This is a genomic window from Zobellella taiwanensis (assembly GCF_003012795.1).
Classification (GTDB): domain Bacteria; phylum Pseudomonadota; class Gammaproteobacteria; order Enterobacterales; family Aeromonadaceae; genus Oceanimonas; species Oceanimonas taiwanensis.
In genome coordinates, this window is the sequence record NZ_PXYH01000014.1 from 44,790 (window position 1) to 61,603 (window position 16,814).

Annotated in this window: 18 protein-coding genes; 12 read left to right on the plus strand and 6 right to left on the minus strand. The window is 63.9% G+C overall.

The window, feature by feature from the left end:
* Positions 1–177 precede the first annotated feature (177 nt).
* Complete coding sequence (nfuA, locus tag C7I36_RS11020) at positions 178–756, minus strand: Fe-S biogenesis protein NfuA (protein ID WP_106453765.1); 579 nt, start codon at positions 754–756, stop codon at positions 178–180.
* 71 nt (positions 757–827) lie between these two features.
* A complete protein-coding gene (locus C7I36_RS11025) occupies positions 828–1,523 on the minus strand; it encodes a phosphoribosyltransferase family protein (protein WP_106453766.1) in 696 nt (231 codons plus the stop codon).
* 27 nt (positions 1,524–1,550) lie between these two features.
* On the opposite strand from C7I36_RS11025, the gene bioH reads away from it, so the two are divergent.
* The 7 genes from bioH (at position 1,551) to C7I36_RS11060 (ending at position 7,695) form a co-directional block, all read left to right on the plus strand.
* Positions 1,551–2,327: a pimeloyl-ACP methyl ester esterase BioH gene (gene bioH / locus C7I36_RS11030; protein ID WP_106453820.1), complete on the plus strand. Its 777-nt coding sequence runs from the start codon at positions 1,551–1,553 to the stop codon at positions 2,325–2,327.
* A gap of 61 nt (positions 2,328–2,388) precedes the next feature.
* Entirely contained in the window at positions 2,389–2,706 is a 318-nt protein-coding gene (locus C7I36_RS11035; RefSeq protein ID WP_106453767.1) for a hypothetical protein, read from the plus strand.
* Positions 2,707–2,800: 94 nt separating this feature from the next.
* Positions 2,801–3,517: a YebC/PmpR family DNA-binding transcriptional regulator gene (locus C7I36_RS11040; RefSeq protein WP_106453768.1), complete on the plus strand. Its 717-nt coding sequence runs from the start codon at positions 2,801–2,803 to the stop codon at positions 3,515–3,517.
* A 379-nt stretch (positions 3,518–3,896) separates the two neighbouring features.
* Positions 3,897–4,631 (plus strand): aspartate/glutamate racemase family protein, encoded by a 735-nt coding sequence (locus C7I36_RS11045; RefSeq protein WP_106453769.1) that lies wholly within the window; start codon positions 3,897–3,899, stop codon positions 4,629–4,631.
* A 91-nt stretch (positions 4,632–4,722) separates the two neighbouring features.
* Complete coding sequence (locus tag C7I36_RS11050; protein WP_106453770.1) at positions 4,723–6,111, plus strand: NCS1 family transporter; 1,389 nt, start codon at positions 4,723–4,725, stop codon at positions 6,109–6,111.
* 111 nt (positions 6,112–6,222) lie between these two features.
* Positions 6,223–6,897: an aspartate/glutamate racemase family protein gene (locus tag C7I36_RS11055; protein ID WP_106453771.1), complete on the plus strand. Its 675-nt coding sequence runs from the start codon at positions 6,223–6,225 to the stop codon at positions 6,895–6,897.
* 96 nt (positions 6,898–6,993) lie between these two features.
* Positions 6,994–7,695, plus strand: a complete 702-nt coding sequence (locus C7I36_RS11060) for a GntR family transcriptional regulator (protein WP_106453772.1) — start codon at positions 6,994–6,996, stop codon at positions 7,693–7,695.
* Here the strand turns inward: C7I36_RS11060 and C7I36_RS11065 are convergent.
* A complete protein-coding gene (locus C7I36_RS11065) occupies positions 7,670–8,563 on the minus strand; it encodes a LysR substrate-binding domain-containing protein (protein WP_106453773.1) in 894 nt (297 codons plus the stop codon). The two genes, C7I36_RS11060 and C7I36_RS11065, sit on opposite strands and share 26 nt — an antisense overlap.
* 172 nt (positions 8,564–8,735) lie before the next feature.
* Here C7I36_RS11065 and C7I36_RS11070 point away from each other — a divergent pair, with 172 nt between their 5' ends.
* On the plus strand, positions 8,736–9,587 hold the full coding sequence (locus C7I36_RS11070) for a bifunctional allantoicase/(S)-ureidoglycine aminohydrolase (protein ID WP_106453774.1): 852 nt from the start codon (positions 8,736–8,738) through the stop codon (positions 9,585–9,587).
* 204 nt (positions 9,588–9,791) lie between these two features.
* Here the strand turns inward: C7I36_RS11070 and yjjG are convergent, their stop codons facing one another.
* On the minus strand, positions 9,792–10,466 hold the full coding sequence (gene yjjG, locus C7I36_RS11075) for a pyrimidine 5'-nucleotidase (RefSeq protein WP_106453775.1): 675 nt from the start codon (positions 10,464–10,466) through the stop codon (positions 9,792–9,794).
* Positions 10,467–10,628: 162 nt separating this feature from the next.
* Between yjjG and C7I36_RS11080 the strand changes: the two genes are divergently transcribed.
* From C7I36_RS11080 to C7I36_RS11095, 4 genes are all read left to right on the plus strand, one after another.
* Positions 10,629–11,552 carry a LysR family transcriptional regulator gene (locus C7I36_RS11080; protein WP_106453776.1) on the plus strand — a complete coding sequence of 308 codons (924 nt, stop codon included), beginning with the start codon at positions 10,629–10,631 and terminating at the stop codon, positions 11,550–11,552.
* 105 nt (positions 11,553–11,657) lie between these two features.
* Positions 11,658–12,266, plus strand: a complete 609-nt coding sequence (locus C7I36_RS11085) for a LysE family translocator (protein ID WP_106453777.1) — start codon at positions 11,658–11,660, stop codon at positions 12,264–12,266.
* A complete protein-coding gene (locus C7I36_RS11090; protein ID WP_106453778.1) occupies positions 12,266–12,886 on the plus strand; it encodes a LysE family translocator in 621 nt (206 codons plus the stop codon). The genes C7I36_RS11085 and C7I36_RS11090 overlap by 1 nt, the downstream gene beginning before the upstream one ends.
* Before the next feature lie 93 nt (positions 12,887–12,979).
* Positions 12,980–14,335, plus strand: coding sequence for an MBL fold metallo-hydrolase (locus tag C7I36_RS11095; protein ID WP_106453779.1), 1,356 nt, complete (start codon positions 12,980–12,982; stop codon positions 14,333–14,335).
* On the opposite strand, the gene C7I36_RS11100 is transcribed toward C7I36_RS11095, so the two are convergent.
* Entirely contained in the window at positions 14,332–15,222 is an 891-nt protein-coding gene (locus C7I36_RS11100) for a ribose-phosphate diphosphokinase (RefSeq protein WP_106453780.1), read from the minus strand. The genes C7I36_RS11095 and C7I36_RS11100 overlap by 4 nt on opposite strands.
* Entirely contained in the window at positions 15,219–16,727 is a 1,509-nt protein-coding gene (locus C7I36_RS11105; protein ID WP_106453781.1) for a thymidine phosphorylase family protein, read from the minus strand. The genes C7I36_RS11100 and C7I36_RS11105 overlap by 4 nt, the downstream gene beginning before the upstream one ends.
* Positions 16,728–16,814 lie beyond the last annotated feature (87 nt).

Consider the following 16,814-nt stretch of genomic DNA (forward strand, 5'->3'; position numbering starts at 1 on the left):
CGCGCCCTCCCTGGCGCGGAGGGCCGGCGGAGGTAGCCCTGCTGCCTCTTCTCCGCATCAAGTCGGACAACCGGACTTGTGACTATAAAGTCCGGCTGGAAGCTTGAAGGCGTTGATGGAATGTAAACAAAAGGGGAGCCATCGAGGCTCCCCTTTGTATTGATTGCTGCCGGCGACTCAGTAGTAGGAGTGCTCGCCGCGCTGGTGTTCGGTGGCGTCGCGCACCCCGGTCAGTTCGCCCGGGAACAGCTCGAGCAGTTGCTTCTCGATGCCTTCCTTCAGGGTGATATCGACCATGGAACAACCGTTGCAGCCGCCGCCGAACTGCAGTATGGCCAGGCCGTCGGGGGTGATCTCGGTCAGCACCACCTTGCCGCCGTGGCTGGCCAGGCCCGGGTTGATCTGGGACTGCAGTACATACTCGACCCGGTCGGCCAGGGGGGCGTTGTCCGGCACCTTGGCCATTTTGGCATTGGGGGCCTTCAGGGTCAGTTGGGAGCCCATCTGGTCGCTGACGAAATCGATTTCGGCTGCTTCCAGAAAAGTAACACTCTGCTGGTCGACAATGGCTTTAAACCCGTCGAAGGGCAGATGCACATCGTCCTCGTCCACGGCGTCGGGAGGACAGTAGGAGACTCCGCACTCGGCATTGGGAGTACCGGGGTTGACCACAAAGACGCGAATATTAGTGCCTTCCGGCTGTTGTGACAGCAACTTGCGGAAGTGTCCCTGGGCGGTTTCGGAAATCGTAATCATTGCTATCCTCGTAAACCTGACTAAACAACTCAACTTTTATCATACTCCTGTTGCCGGGCCTTGAATAGCCGTCAGTGCTCAAGAGTCCGGCAGACGGCCCAGGCCTCGACGCAGGCGACGCCCTGGCGGTGCAGCAGTCGGGTCAGCTCGGACATGGTGGCACCGGTGGTGATGACATCGTCGAGCAGTGCAACATGCTGATAGGGGACGGGCTTGAGCCGGAAGGCGTCCTGCAGGTTGTGCCGCCGTTGGCGGCGGCTGAGTTGGGTCTGGGAGGCGGTGGCGCGGATCCGGCGCAGCAGACCGGTCTCGACCGGAATCGACAGGACCTGGGCTACTCCCAGGGCGATTTCCTCGGCTTGGTTGTAACCCCGTCGCCACTGGCGCCACCAGTGCAGCGGCACCGGCAGTATCGCCTGGGGCAGTGGCGGCGCTGCCCGCTCTGCCAGCAGTCTGCCCAGCAAGCGGCCGTTGAGGGGACGTTGATGATATTTGAGGTCGTGGATCAGGCGAGTATAGGGCGGCACGAAGTCGGCCAGCACCTGCATGCGCTGCCAGGGGGGCGGACGGCGCTGGCAATGGCCACAATGGGCGTCGGTGGCGGTCAGCGGCAGGGCGCAGCCGGGGCAGGGCGAGTCCAGTGCCGGCAACTCCTCCCGGCAGGGGTGGCAGAGCAGCGTCTGCCGATCGCAATCCTGCCGGCACAGCAGGCACTGGCCCCACCAGAGCGGACCGGATTGTAAGCGGGAGAGCAGGCGCTTTATCATGGCTTGGCATTCAACGGGGATCCTATGATGAGTTTATATGTAGAACGGCGCGGGCGAGGCCCGGATCTGGTGCTGTTGCACGGCTGGGGCATGAACGGGGCGGTGTGGCAGGGACTGGCGGAACTGCTGGAGGGCGAGTTTTGCCTGTATCTGGTGGATTTGCCCGGTTTCGGCCACAGCCCGGCCCTGCCGGGGGCTTCCCTGGCCGCCTGGGCCGACAACGTGCTGGCGGTGGCGCCGCAGCGCGCCGCCTGGCTGGGCTGGTCTCTGGGTGGACTGGTTGCCACCCAGGCGGCGTTGCAGGCACCCGGGCGGGTGGACAGCCTGATCACCCTGGCCAGCTCGCCGCGTTTTCTGGCCGGCGAGGACTGGCCCGGGATCAAGCCCCAGGTGTTGGCGGAATTTGAGCGGCAACTGGCGCAGGATCATCGGCAGGTGGTGAATCGCTTCCTGGCGCTGCAGGCGATGGGCAGCGAGCATGCCCGGGAGGATATCCGCCGTTTGCGCGACAGCCTGGCCAGCCGGCCGGCGCCGGATCCCGCCGCGCTGGCCGACGGCCTCGCCCTGCTGGCGGAAGTGGATCTGCGTGCCCGGCTGGCTGAGCTGAGCACGCCCTGGCTGCGTCTTTACGGCCGGCTCGATGGCCTGGTGCCGAGGCGAAGTGCCCGCCTGGCCGACGCATTGGCGCCCCACAGCCACAGTCATATAGAGGAAAAAGCTTCTCATGCCCCCTTTATTTCCCATCCCCAGGCCACGGCCGGTCATATCCGCCGCTTTCTGCACCGGCAGGGGCGACGGGAATAACGGGAGGAAAAACCATCGCCAGCGGTCATAATAAGCATGAGCCGGGCCCAAGGAGGAGAAGATGGCGATACCTGTAATACTGCCGAATGTCGCGCCTAACCTGGCGCAGCCCACCACGGAAGCGGCCCAGGCCGACAACATCCGCCGTCCTGTGATCCCGGTGATCAAGGCGGTGCAGCCCTATGTGGCAATCCGCCAGCGGGACAAGGACCGGGATCGCAGCCGACGCGAGGCGGCCTTCGAAGCCTGGCTCGGGGTGCACAACGGCGTCTGCTGGGTGGGGGCCAATCCCGCCATGAGCCGGCGGATGAACGTCATTGCCCGGCGCTATCATGCCCAGGCGGGCCAGGCCGGCGGTGAACTGGACGTGGAAGCCTGAATTCCGGGGTCCGTATTCGCCGGGCGGTCATGGATCTGCCGCCGCTGTGTGTGTAAAATTCGCGCTCTTTATGATGAGCAATTGAGACTATCCCATGGGCAGAGCCTATCAAAACCGCAAGGAATCCATCGCCAAAACGGCGAACGCCAAGAGCAAGGTCTACAGCAAATATGGCCGCGAGATCTACGTTACCGCCAAGTCAGGTGGAGCAGACCCTGACGGCAACCTGTCCCTGCGCGGCCTGATCGAGCGTGCCAAAAAGGACCAGGTGCCGGCTCATGTTATTGAAAAAGCGCTGGAAAAGGCCAAGGGCGGCGCCGGCGAGGATTTTTCTCCCGCCCGCTACGAAGGCTTTGGCCCGGGCAACTGCATGGTGATTGTGGACTGCCTGACCGATAACCCCAATCGGACCATTGGTGATGTGCGCCAGTGTTTCAACCGGGTCAAGGCCAAGCTGGGCACTTCCGGTACGGTCAGCCACATGTTCGATCACTGCGCCATTCTGGCCTTTGCGGGCGATGACGAGGATGCGGTGCTGGAAGCCCTGATGGCGGCCGACGTGGACGTGACCGATATCGAGAACGAAGACGGCCGCATCACCGTGTTCGCCCCTCATACCGAGTATTTCAAGGCCAAGCAGGCGCTGGCCGAGGCCTTCGAGGGCATTGATTTCGAGGTGGACGCCATCCAGTTCGTGCCCCAAACCACGACTCCGATCAGCGGCGACGATGTGGCTCAGCTGGAGAAATTCCTCGATATGCTCAACGACGTGGATGACGTGCAGAACGTCTACCACAACGCCGAATACTGATCCCCGGCCAACGGGGCCCGATGGCCCCTATGTCGACAGACCCTCCCGGTGGAGGGTTTTTTTATGCCTGAAGATCATTCCTGATCATTTCGATAACAATTTTCTTATTGTTGGTGCACCATAAAGTGGCGTTTTGATGTTCTTTTTGCATGCCGCCTGTGCAGTGAAGAGTGGCTGTTCAGTATGCATTAAAATAAAAATCCTTTAAATTCAATTTATTAGCTCTTTTATCTAGGGCTGATGTACCGGCGGTTATGCGCGACACCTTGTTTTTTACGATCTTTGTTAATTTGGATAACATATTTGAAAAATTAAAAATACAGATCTAGTATTTAATCGTTAACGATTTTTAGCTTTTAATGTGAACAAGGAAGGCGCCATGAGGATCAAGATCATCAATCCCAATACCACCCAGTCGTTTACCGATGCCCTGCAGCGGCTGGCCGATTCGGTAGCCAGGCCGGATACCGAAATTCTGGCGGTTAGCCCCGCCAGCGGACCTGATTCCATCGAGAGCTTCTATGACGAAGCCCTGGCGGTGCCGGGGCTTCTGGCAGAAATCGCCCGGGGCGACAGCGAGCAGCAAATCGACGCCTATGTGCTGGCCTGTTTCGGCGATCCCGGCCTTTATGCCGCCCGGGAGCTGACCGACAAGCCGGTGCTGGGCATTGCCGAAGCGGCTTTTCACCTGGCGACCATGATCGGTGCCTGCTTCAGCGTGGTGACCACGGCGCCCCGGGTCCGTTTTATGACCGAGCACCTGGTCGGCCGTTATGGCTTTGGCGAACAGTGTAAAAAGGTGCGTACCACCTCCATGGCGGTGCTGGATCTGGCTCATTCGCCTGAGGCGGCCATTGCCAAGGTGATCGCCGAGTGCCTGCGGGCACGGGAGGAGGACAAGGCCGAGGCCATAGTGCTGGGTTGTGCCGGCATGTCCCAGTACCGAGAGCGCATCGAGCGGGAAATCGGTATGCCAGTGATCGATGGCACCCTGGCCGCGGTCAAACTGTGCGAAGCCATGGTGGACATGAGGCTGGGGACCAGCAAGGTGCTGACCTTCGGCTGGCCCCGTTCCGGCGTGTTTGGCCCTGGCGGAGAGCGGCGTATCGCCTGAGCCCGGTACGGGCAGGGCATGCCGGCCCGGAGGGGGCCGGTGGAGGAGGGGGATAGCCTATCCCCAGTGATGGAATACCGAGGAAAAATCAATGGCAATTCAACCAATGAACACCGACAACGCCGTACTGATGGGCCATGCCGGCAATCCACCGGCCGCCGGTGCCCAGCCCGACAAGAAGGCGGGCGATGAATCCCTGGCCCCCCAGAAACACCGCATCATGGGCCGGATTTCCTACCTGCTGGCCTGGTTTGGCGGTTGCGTATCGATTGGCACCTTTACCATGGGCTCCAGCATAGTGGGCACCCTCAACCTGCTGCAGGCAACCCTGGCCATTGCCATCGGCTGCTTCGTGATCGGCATCGCCCTGGCCCTGAACGGCGCTGCCGGCTACAAGTACGGCATTCCCTTCATGGTGCAGGCGCGCGCCGCCTTCGGTTTTTCCGGCACCCGTTTTCCGGGGTTGGTGCGGGCGGTACCGGCCATTGTCTGGTACGGTTTTCAGAGCTGGATCGGGGCAGGCGCATTGAACGCGGTGTCGGCCACCCTGTTCGGATTCGACAGCCCGGTACTGTTCTTTATCCTGTTTCAGTTCCTGCAGATAGGGTTGTCCATTTTCGGCTTCCAGGGCATCAAGTGGCTGGAAAATGTGGGCAGCGGCTTCATTCTGGTGGCGCTGGTGTATATGTTCTGGAGTGTGATCAACCGCTACGGCGACGAGATCGCCACCAGTCTGGTGAATGTGGAAGGGACCTGGGGCCTGCCGTTCTGGGGCGCCACCATGCTGTTCCTCGGCATCTACAGCACCATGATGCTCAATGTCAGCGACTATTCCCGCGAACTGAAAAAAGGCACCGGGCCCGGCCTGCTTACCATCCTCTATGCCATGTCCATCCTGCCCTGCACCCTGTTCATGGGACTGATCGGCCTGATGGTGTCCGGTGCCACCGGGGTATCCGACCCCATCCTGGTCTTTGCCAACGCCGTCGACAATACCCCGCTGCTGGTGATCACCCTGCTGTTCATCGCCTTTGCCCAGGTCACCACCAATGTGCTCAACAATGTGGTGCCGCCCACCTATATCCTGATGGACGTGTTCAAGCTGAAGTTCCGCACCTCCACCATACTGGTGGGGCTGCTGGCCTTCTGCACCTTCCCCTGGGAGCTGGTGAAGGATGAATCCTCCGCCGGCCTGCAGCTGTTTGTGCAAATTTACTCCGCCTTCCTCGGCCCCATCTTCGCGGTGATGGTGGTGGACTATTTCATCCTCCGCCGGCGAACCCTGGATCTGGACAAGCTCTATGACGAAAACGGGCCCTACCGTGGCGTCAACTACGGCGCCGTGCTTGCCGCCCTGGCCGGTGCCGCCGTGGCCCTGACCTTCTCTTCCGTGTCCTGGTACGCCAGCCTGCTGCCCGCCGGCATCATCTACTACCTGCTGATGTGCCACTGGCAACTCTGCCGCCGTTTCCATCCTTGACCCGACCGGCCCCGCCTCTTGGCGGGGCCGGTGTTCGTTCTCCGCCCTACCGGCTACACTGGCGTTTTTATTTATCCGCCCGGCCGCCGGCCGGCCCACAGGAGACCGCCCATGCTTGCCCGGCCCGCCACCATAGCGCTGATCAACCCCAATTCGGACCATCGCCAGACCCGTGCCATGGCTGCCCTGGCACGGCGTGAGCTGGCCGGCCGGGGCCGGGTGCTGGGTCTGACCAATACTACGGCGCCGCCCCTGCTGACGACCACCGAAGATCTGCGCCTGGCCGAGGCCGGGGTGCTGGCCCTGGGCCTGGCCGCCGCCGCCCGGCCCGGGGTAACGGCGCTGGTGGTGGCCGCCTTTGGCGACCCCGGCCTGGCGGCCCTGCGCGCCCGGACCCGGCGTGCGGTATTCGGTATTGGAGAAGAAGCCTTTCACCAGGCTGCCTGCGGTGGGCGCCCTTTTAGTATCGTTACCATTACGCCGGCCGCGGATCTGCTGGCCGGCTTCGGCGACAAGGCCTCCGCCCTGGGTTATGGCCGGCTCTATCAGGGTGTGCGGGTGACACCGGGGGAGCCGCAGGCGCTGCTGGACTGCCCGCACCGGTTGGATCAGGCCCTGTACTCGGCCATAGCGGCGGCGGTGGTCGAGGATGGCGCCGGTGCGGTGATTATGGGAGGCGGTCCCTTGTCTGCGGCGGGCCAGCGTCTGCAGTCGTCATTTGAGGTGCCCTTGGTGGTGCCGGTGCAGGCGGCCATGGCAGCCGCCTTGCGGGCCAGCAGGGTCTGAGGGTATTTTTTAACAAGCTGTGGCTTTATTGTTGACAATATTCGGCTGTGCTAATCTGTGGGCAATTCGGGGAGGCCGGGACACAGGACAGACAGGATGAGCAATAAAAACAACGATCTCGACAGCGTCTATCAGCGTATCTGGGAAGCCATCGTGGCCCACAAGCTGCTGCCCGGTACCCGCCTGAAAGAGGAAGATCTGAGTGAAACCTTCGGCCTCAGTCGGGGCTTTGTGCGCAAGCTGTTGCTGCAGCTGTCCCACCACAAGCTGGTCAACCTGGTGCCCAACAGTGGAGCCTTCGTGGCCGAGCCCTCGCCCGAGGAGGCGCGGGAGATCTTCCAGGCCCGCCGGCTGATTGAGGCAGAACTGGTGCGGGAGCTGGCGAGTACATGCACGGCCCAGGACAAGCGGTTGCTGCAGGAGCATGTGGCGCGGGAGCACCAGGCCTTTGCCGAAGGGCAGCAGAGCCTGCGCATCCGGCTGTCCGGCGAATTCCACCTGCTGATTGGCAAGCTGGCCAACAAGCCGGTGCTGACCTCCTTTCTGCACGAGATTATTCCCCGCTCGTCGCTGATCATCGCCCTCTATCCGGGGCCGGGGCCGCTCAAGGGCAAGGCCCGTCATGCCGGTGTATCCTGCAGTGAACATGACGGCCTTATCGGCGCCATTGGTGCTCACCAGGTGGACAAGGCGGTACGGCTGATGATCGACCACCTCAACGAGATCGAAGCCCAGCTGCAGCTGGAGCCTGCCGGCGAAGAGGACGTGGACCTCAAGGCCATTTTTGCGCAGCCCTGACCGGCTCGAAGGTGTTATTGCAGGCCGCGATCAACCGCTCCGCCAGGATCCGGCTGTGGGCCGAGAGCTTGTCCTGGGCGTGCAGGGTCAGCTCCAGCGCCGGCACCGGCGGCAGGCCGCGGGTTTCGTCCAGGATCCGGTGGCGTTCGGTGACCAGGCGCCGGGGCAGCAGCGAGATGCCGAGGCCGGCCTCCACCGCGCAGCTGATGCCCGACAGGCTGGTGCTCACATAGGCCAGCCGCCAGCGCAGGCCCAGGCTGTCGAAGGTGTGGGCCATTTCGCTGCGGTAAAGGCCGCCGATGGGAAAGGTGACCAGGGGAATGGGGTGCTTGTCGAGGCTGTTGCCTTGCAGGCTGTCGATCCAGCACAGGGGTTCGGGCCAGCTGGCCAGGCCAGGGGCGCTCCCCTGGCGCTGTTTGACCAGGGCCAGATCCAGGTCGCCTTGCTGAAAGCCCCGCCAGATATCGCTGCACAGGCCGCTCCTGACCTCCAGCCGGGTGCCCGGATACTCACCGGCGAAGGCCGACAGGGTGGGCATAAAGGCGTGAGTGGCAAAATCTTCCGGTACCCCCAGGCGGATCTTCTGCTGCTCGGCGCTCAGGCTGGTCTGGGCCACCGCCTCGTTCATCAGGTGCAGGATACGGCGGGCATAGCTCAGCACCCGTTCTCCCTCCAGGGTGGCGGTGGCATAGCGCCCCTTGCGATGCAGCAGCTCGCAGCCAAGCTGGGATTCGAGTTTGCGTACCTGCTGGCTGACGGTGGACTGGGTGAGGTGGGTGCTGTCGGCGGCGCGGGTAAAGCTGCCGGTGTCGACCACGGCGACAAAGCTGCGCAGCAGCACGGGGTCCAGGGTGGTACTCAGATTCATGCCTTCCATTCAGTGACAAAGCCACTAGTTACCATTCAATTATTTAATTTATAAATCAAACGTCCCTGCTCTACAATCGGGGTGTTCAGGATTTAAACAGCAGCCCTCGTCAAGACCCCTGCTGAACCGTTGGCGCAGACCAACCACTTTGCATAATGAAAGGACAGATGTCATGGCCCGTAATACCTACTATGCCCCCACCGGCGGCTTGCCGCCCCAGACCCAGCTGATCAACGATCGCGCCGTCTTCACCGAAGCCTATGCCATCATTCCCAAGGGCGTGATGAGCGACATCGTGACCAGCTTCCTGCCGTTCTGGGACAACACCCGGCTGTGGGTTATCGCCCGGCCGATGAGCGGCTTTGCCGAGACCTTCTCCCACTACATCATGGAAGTCTCCCCCCAGGGCGGCAGCGACAGGCCCGAGCTGGACAGCGGCGCCGAAGGCGTACTGTTCGTGGTGGAAGGGGAAATGACCCTGACCCTGGAAGGCAAAGTGCACCAGATGCAGACCGGCGGCTATGCCTTCCTGCCGCCCGGCACCAACTGGAGCCTGAAGAACAACAGCGATGCGCCGGTACGTTTCCACTGGATCCGCAAGGCCTATGAATTCGTGGACGGCATCGAGGTGCCGGAAGCCTTTGTCACCAACGAGAACGACATAGCGCCGACCCCGATGCCGGACACCAACGACGCCTGGGCCACCACCCGCTTCGTGGACTCCGCCGACATGCGTCACGACATGCAGGTCAACATAGTGACCTTCCAGCCCGGCGGCGTCATCCCTTTCGACGAAACCCACGTCATGGAGCACGGCCTCTATGTGCTGGAAGGCAAGGCGGTGTACCACCTGAACCAGGACTGGGTGGAAGTGGAAGCCGGCGACTACATGTGGCTGCGCGCCTTCTGCCCCCAGGCCTGCTACGCCAGCGGCCCGACCCGCTTCCGCTACCTGCTGTACAAGGACATCAACCGTCATATGGTGCTGAACGCCTCGCCTGCCTATCGCGGCAACCGCAAGTAAACAGCATTATTGATGATAAAAGGGCAGCCCACGGGCTGCCCTTTGCTTTGATGGCCACGCCATCTGGATCTGCAGGTTGAGCTGGGCAAAGAGCCCACTTCGCCGACGCCAATATCAGGCTATAGCGGGGCTTGAGAGAGGCGGCCCTGTTGCCTCTTCTCAGGGGCGTAACAGACCAGCTTCATAAAGATCGTAAACAGGTTCTTATGCCAGCAGCAGCTTGTGCAGTTCGTGCAGTGAACTCACCTGGTAGTGGGGGCGGATGCCCTCGGGCGCCGCCTTGCCGGCGGGGTTCAGCCAGCAGGTGTGCAGTCCGGCGTTGAGGCCGCCGAGAATGTCGGAGTGGGGGTTGTCGCCCACCATCAGCACCTGCTCCCGGGGCGGCCGGCCCATCAGCGCCAGGGCGTGCTCGAAGATGCCCGGATCCGGCTTGGCCAGGCCCACCTGCTCCGAGATCACCAGGGTGGAGAAAGCGTCCCTGAAGCCGGTGCGTTCCAGCCGGATCTGCTGCAGCTCGGTGAAACCGTTGGTGATGATGCCCAACTGGGCCTTGCCGGAAAGAGCATCGATCAGCTCCCGAGCGCCGGGCAGGGGGGCGCAGATGTCCGCCATGGCGGCGAGGAAGGCGCTGTTCAGTTCACGGGTGCTGACCGCCAGCCGCTCTGCCCAGCCGGCAAAGCGCCGGTGCTGCAACTGCTCGGCGGTGATGTGGCCGTTCTGGTAGTCAACCCACAGGGGTTGATTAAGGGCCTGGTAGTGGTGAAACTCCGGTTCGCCGAAATCGACGCCAAAACCTGCGAACATGCGCCTGAGCCCCGCGTAGGCATCGAAGTGGAAAAGGGTTTCGTCGGCGTCGAACAGTATCCATGGGTAGTGCATTCTTTGTTTTCTCCGGCGTCTTTTGCGCGTTTTGCGAGGGCTTTGGGGCAGGAAGCGGGATTGTATGCCTTTGGGCCACAAAAACACAGGCCGGCACCGGATACTTAACTTCGGCACCGGTCGCGGCCTAACATAGGGCAAGCCCAGTCAAGGAGCCACAAGGTGCACCATCTCAACTACAACCTGCTGCCCACTCTCAGGGTCTTGCTGGAAACCCGCAACCTCAGCCAGGCGGCCGAGCGACTGCACCTGAGCCAGCCTTCCATCAGCAAGCAGCTGGCCCAGTTGCGCCGGGATTTCAGCGATGACCTGCTGGTACGCGAGGGCCAGCGCTGGCTGCTCACCCCCAGGGCCGAACAGCTGGCGCGGGAGCTGGCGGAGGCCCTTGACGGCCTGGAGCGGCTGTACGCCGAGCCGGTGTTCGAGCCTGCCCGTTGCGAACGGGTGTTCCGCCTGGCCTCGTCCGACTACGTGGCCCAGTACATGCTGCCGGAGATCGGTGCCGAACTGGCCCGGCAGGCGCCGGGGGCGGCGCTGGAATATGAGCTGTGGGACAAGCGGCAGTTGCCCCTGTTGTGGGAGTCGCCCCTGGATCTGGTCTCGACCATCACCGAGCAGGTACCGGAGCGGATCCACGGCCTGTGGCAGGGGGAAGATCGTCTGGTGGTGCTGATGAGTCGCCGGCATCCGCTGGCGGGCCGGGTACTCGGCCTGGAGGATTACCTGGCCTGGCCGCATCTGCAGGTGAGCGGCGGCGGTGACAAGGACAGCCCGGTGGAGCAGGTGCTGGCGCCTCTGGGGCTCGGCCGGCGCTGGTTTGCCCGGGTGCCCTTCTTCCAGGCGGCGGCGGAAGTGCTGTGCCGCACCCACTGCCTGCTGACCACGCCGGGCCATATCGCCTGGCAGCTGTCCCGGGAACACCCGCTCGCCTATACGGAATTGCCTTTCGCCAGCCGGCGCCAGCAATACCATCTGATGTGGCATCAGCGCCACCACCAGGATCCGGCCCACCGCTGGTTCCGGGAGCTGTGCTTTCCCTTCCTGCGGGATCACCTGCAGCGCACCATCCGGGAAAGCCATCAATAGCTATAGCCGCTGGTTATGATCCATATTCATAACTTTCACTATGGGCATGGTGGAAGGCGGTATTAAGCTGAAGACCAAAACCAGATCCCATCAAAGAGGAAGAGCATGGAACTGACCAGTTGGCTGGCCCTGGCGGCCATTTGTGTGATGGGCGCCGTCAGCCCGGGGCCCAGCCTGGCCCTGGTGATCCGCAATACGGTGCGGGGCGGCCAGGGACACGGGGTGGCCACAGCCCTGGGCCACGGCCTGGGAGTGGGCCTTTATGCCCTGATCACCGCCCTGGGGCTGGCGTTGCTGCTCACCAGAAACCCGCTGTTGTTCGATCTTGTCCGTTACGGCGGCGCCGCCTTTCTTGCCTGGCTGGGCTTGAAGGCGCTGCTGGCCAGGCCGGACGGCGGTGGAGAGGAGCGACAGGAACATCCGGTACGCGGCCGCCAGGGGGCCTTTGAAGGCTTTATGGTGGCTTTCCTCAACCCCCAGCTCGCCATCTTTTTCGTGGCCCTGTTCAGCCAGTTCGTGCGCGCCGATACCGGCTGGCAGCAGGGCGGCATCATGATGCTTACCGCCGGCGGTATCGATGCCCTCTGGTATGTGCTGGTGGCCCTGGCCCTGTCGCGGGGGCCCGTGCTGGCCTGCCTCAAGGCCAAGTCGGGGGTTATCGACAAGCTGAGCGGCCTGGTGCTGCTCGGCCTGGCGCTGAAGGTGGTGTTGTGATGGAGCCGCATACCCTGCTGATGTTTGCCGCGGCGACCCTGTCCCTCAACCTGATCCCGGGACCCGATGTGGCCTATGTGGTATCGAGTGCCATGCGCGGCCGGTTGCGGGCCGGGATCCGGGCCGCCCTGGGACTGGGGCTGGGTTACCTGGTGCACACCGCCGCCGCCGTGCTGGGGCTGTCGGCGCTGATCCTGAGCTCGGCTTTTCTGTTCGCCCTGGTGAAGTACCTGGGGGCGCTGTATCTGCTCTACCTCGGCCTGATGGCGTTGCGCAACTGCTGGCGCGGCGGCTCGCCGCTGACCCTGACGCAGGCCCCGGTACGGGGACTGTTTCGCCAGGGGGTGGTGGTGAGCGTGCTCAATCCCAAGGTGGCCATTTTCTTTCTGTCTTTCCTGCCCCAGTTCGTCAGCGTGAGTTCGGCCAACCCGGCCGGTGAACTGATGCTGCTCGGCCTACTGTTCAGCCTGCTGGCGACCCTGAGCAACAGCCTTTATGCCTGCCTGGGCGGCCTGGTGTTCGGCAACCCGGCCGGCGCCCGCTATACCCGGCTGCTGGAAGGGGGATCGGGTCTGCTGCTGCTTGGCCTGGGAGCGCGTATCGCCCTCAGCCGCCACTAGGCCGCCGCCGAGACGTTATCCGGGCCGAGTGTGCGGGCGTAACCGGACAACACGGCCGATACTGATCTTATTGCTGTCATCGGAGCGGCCCTCATGAAGATAACCCTGCTCGGCGGTGCCCAGACGGTCACCGGTTCCAAATTTCTGGTCCACAGCGGCGATACCCGCATCCTGGTGGACTGCGGCCTCTACCAGGGCTACAAATGGCTGCGCGAGCGCAACCGGCAGCCATTGCCCCTGGATATCGAGCGGCTCGACGCCATAGTGCTGACCCATGCCCACCTCGATCACTCCGGCTACCTGCCGGTGCTGTACCGCCAGGGTTACCGGGGGCCGGTATATTGCCATCCGGCCACCCGGGCGCTCTGTGAAGTCTTGCTGGCGGACAGCGGCCACCTGCAGGAGGAGGATGCCCGGTTTTTTGCCCGCCACCAACTCGGCAGGCACGAGCAGCCCGAACCCCTCTACGACAGGGCCACGGCAGAGCAGAGCCTGGCCTTGTTCCGGCCGCTTGAATTCGGCCAGGTGCTGGAGCTGGGCGGGATGCGGCTGCACCTGCAGCCCGCCGGCCATATCCTCGGGGCCGGCAGCCTGATCCTCGAGGCCGAGGGCAAGCGGGTGGGCTTTTCCGGCGATGTGGGCCGGCCGGGGGATCTTTTTATGTATCCTCCCAAGCCCTTGCCGGCGCTGGATTTGCTGCTGCTGGAGTCTACCTATGGCGATCGCCGCCATGACACCACGGATCCCTTTGAGCAGATGGCGGCGCTGGTCCGGGAGACTGTGGCCGGCGGCGGCGTCATGCTGATCCCCAGTTTCGCCGTGGGCCGGGCCCAGGCCGTGCAGTACCTGCTGACGACCCTGATGGAGCAGGACCGTATCCCCAGGATCAAGATTTTCCTCGACAGCCCCATGGCAATAGAGGTGGGCGAGATCTACCAGCGTTTTGCCGATCAGCACAAGCTGAGCCGGGCCGACTGCCGGCGGATGGGCCGGGCCATTACCCGGGTGCACAGCGTGGAGCAGTCCAAGGCGCTGGCGGAGGAAATCTATCCCCATATCATTATCGCCGGTAGCGGCATGGTGACCGGCGGCCGCATCCTGCACCATATGAAGCGGCTGCTGCCGGACCACCGTACCACCCTGGTGCTGACCGGTTTCCAGGCCGGCGGCACCCGGGGAGCCAAGTTGCAGCAGGGAGCCGAGAGCGTGCGTATCCACGGCGACTGGGTGCCCAATCGCGCCCGTATCCAGACCCTGCACGGGCTGTCGGGCCATGCCGACTATGTGGAGCTGCAGCAATGGCTGGCGGCCTCGGCGCTGAGTGCCGATACCCCCATCCAACTGGTGCACGGCGAACCGGAGGCGCTTGAGGCGATGCGCGATCACCTGCGCCGCTCCGGCTCCCGGCAGGTAGAGATAGGGGAGTACCAGCGCATCCTGACCGTCTAACCCGCCAGCCAGCGGCGGATGGCGGGCAGCAGTGCCGGGGTGAGGTCGATGGCATTGCTGGGGTGGGCGACGCCGTTGCCGGTAAGCAGTCGGCGCAGTCCGGACCGGGCCAGCTCGGCCTCTATGTCGTCGGCGAACAGGCCGTGCACGGCGGCGCAGTCTACCGGCTCCATGCCCTGGGCGCGCAGGGCCTGCAGGCAGCTCAGCAGGGTCCGGCCGCTGGCGATGACATCGTCCAGGATCAGGGCGCCGTGGCGCCGGTAAGCGCTCAGATCCGGCAGGCGCACGGCCACCTGCCGGTCGCCCCTGCGTACCTTTTCGCCCACCACATGGGGCAGTCCGCTGGCCTTGGCCAGCGCTGACACCCATTGTTCGCTTTCCGCATCCGGGCCTACCAGCAGCAACGGCTCCCGTCGGTCGCACAACCAGTCCGCCAGCAACGGGGCGGCGTGCACCACTGTGCTCGGCACCGAATAGATCTCGTCCAGGCGGTGGATACGGTGCAGGTGCGGATCCAGGGTGACCAGCCAGTCGATGCGGGGGGAGAGCAGGCGGGCGAAGCTGTGTGAGCTGAGTGCCTCGCCGGGGCGGAAGCGGGCGTCCTGGCGCAGGTAGCACAGATAGGGGGTCACCAGGCCGACCCGGGTGGCACCGAGTTCTCTCAGGGTATCGCACAAAAAGCACAGGGGCAGGAACTTGTCGTCCGGACGGGACAGATCCGCCAGTACCAGGCAGGGGCGGCCCGCCACCTCGCCCAGCAGGCGCAGGTAGCTTTCCCCGTCCGGAAAGCGGCGCCGCTCCAGCTGGCCAGGCTCGGCACCCAGCCCTTGGCAGAGCGGGCCGAGCAGCGGATGCCCGTCTTCCAGCGCGAACAGCAGTGGCCTCATGGCGTTTCTCCAATCATGAAAAAATCCTGGTTGCGGGCATAGTAGGCGGCGGCATAGTCCAGCTCGCCCCGGCTGTCGGCATACAGGGTCAGCAAGGGCTGGCCCCGGGCCAGGGCCTGGCCCAGCTTGGCATGCAGGCGCAGGCCGGCGGCCGGCGAGCTGGGCGCTCCCGCCAGCTTGGCCAGCCGGGCCAGGCGGCGGTTGTCCATGGCCAGCAGGGTGCCGCTGTGGGCAGCGCCCAACTCCCGTTGGAAGGCGGCGTCCGGGATTTCCTTGAGCCCGCCCTGGGCGTCGCAGATCCGGTGGAACTGCTGCCAGGCCTGGCCCGACAGCAGTATGTCCCTGGCCTGTACTTCGGTTTGTGCCAGGCTGCCGCGGCCGGCCATATTGAGCAGGTGGCTGGCCAGGAAGAGGGCGCGCTCGCGCAGATCGGCAGGGGCGTCGGCCTGGTTTTGCAGCACGGCCAGCACGTCCCTGGCCTCCTGGGCCGGACCCACGCCGAAGCCGACCGCCTGGTCGCCCCGGGTGATCAGGCAGCGCACCTTGAGCGCCAACGCCTGGCCCACGGTGTCGAACAGCCTGGCCATCTGCTCGGCCTGGGGCTGGCTGCGCACCTTGGCGGTGGGGCCTACGGGAATGTCAATCAGGGCGTGGGTGGAGCCGGCGGCAATTTTTTTGGACAGCACCGAGGCCACCATCTGGCCGGTGCCGTCGATGTCCAGGACGTGCTCAATGCGGATCAGCATGTCGTCCGCCGGGCTCAGGTTGACGGCGCCGCCCCAGGCCAGGCAGGCATTGACCTGACGCACCGTGGCCTGGATTTCTTCCAGCTCGAGGTGGACCCGGGTCAGCACTTCCATGGTGTCGGCGGTGCCCGAGGGGGAGGTAATGGCGCGGGACGAGGTTTTCGGCATGATCAGCCCGGCCGCGCTGGCGATGGCCACCACTATAGGGGTGGTGCGGTTGCCGGGGACGCCGCCGATGCAGTGTTTGTCCATGCGCTGCAGTCGGTCGGGCCAGTGCAGCCGCTTGCCACTGGCGACCATGGCCCGGGTCAGGGCAATGACCTCGGCGGTATCGAGCCGCTCGACGCAGGCGGTGAGAAAGCTGGCAATCTGCATGTCCGAGTAACGGTGCAGGCTGATATCGGTGATGATGTCGCCGATTTCCGTATCCGACAGCCGGTTGCCGTAGATTTTTTTGCGCACCGCGCTCATGGAATGCAGCACCGGGGCGTGGCTCAGGGTCACCGCCTCGCCACCCTTGAGCTCCAGGCGTTGCCAGGCGATGTGCGAAAACCCCACCCGGCCGGGCGGCAGTACCGCCTCGGTGACCACGTTGAGGGTGGCGATGATGGCGCGCTCGCCCAGGCTCAGCTGCAGGCGGGTGTTGGCATTGAAGCCTTCGGCGCGGCACACCTCGCAGTCGGCCCGCAGGAATACCACGGGCTCCTGGTGGGTATCTATTCCCATTTCGACGGCGATCAGGGCATGAGGTTCGGTCATGGCAAATACCTTCGGCTGGGCTGCCGGATCAGTAGGGGAGCAGTCTCTGCTACAAGCCTAGCGCGCCCACGGGGCTCGTGCCCGGCG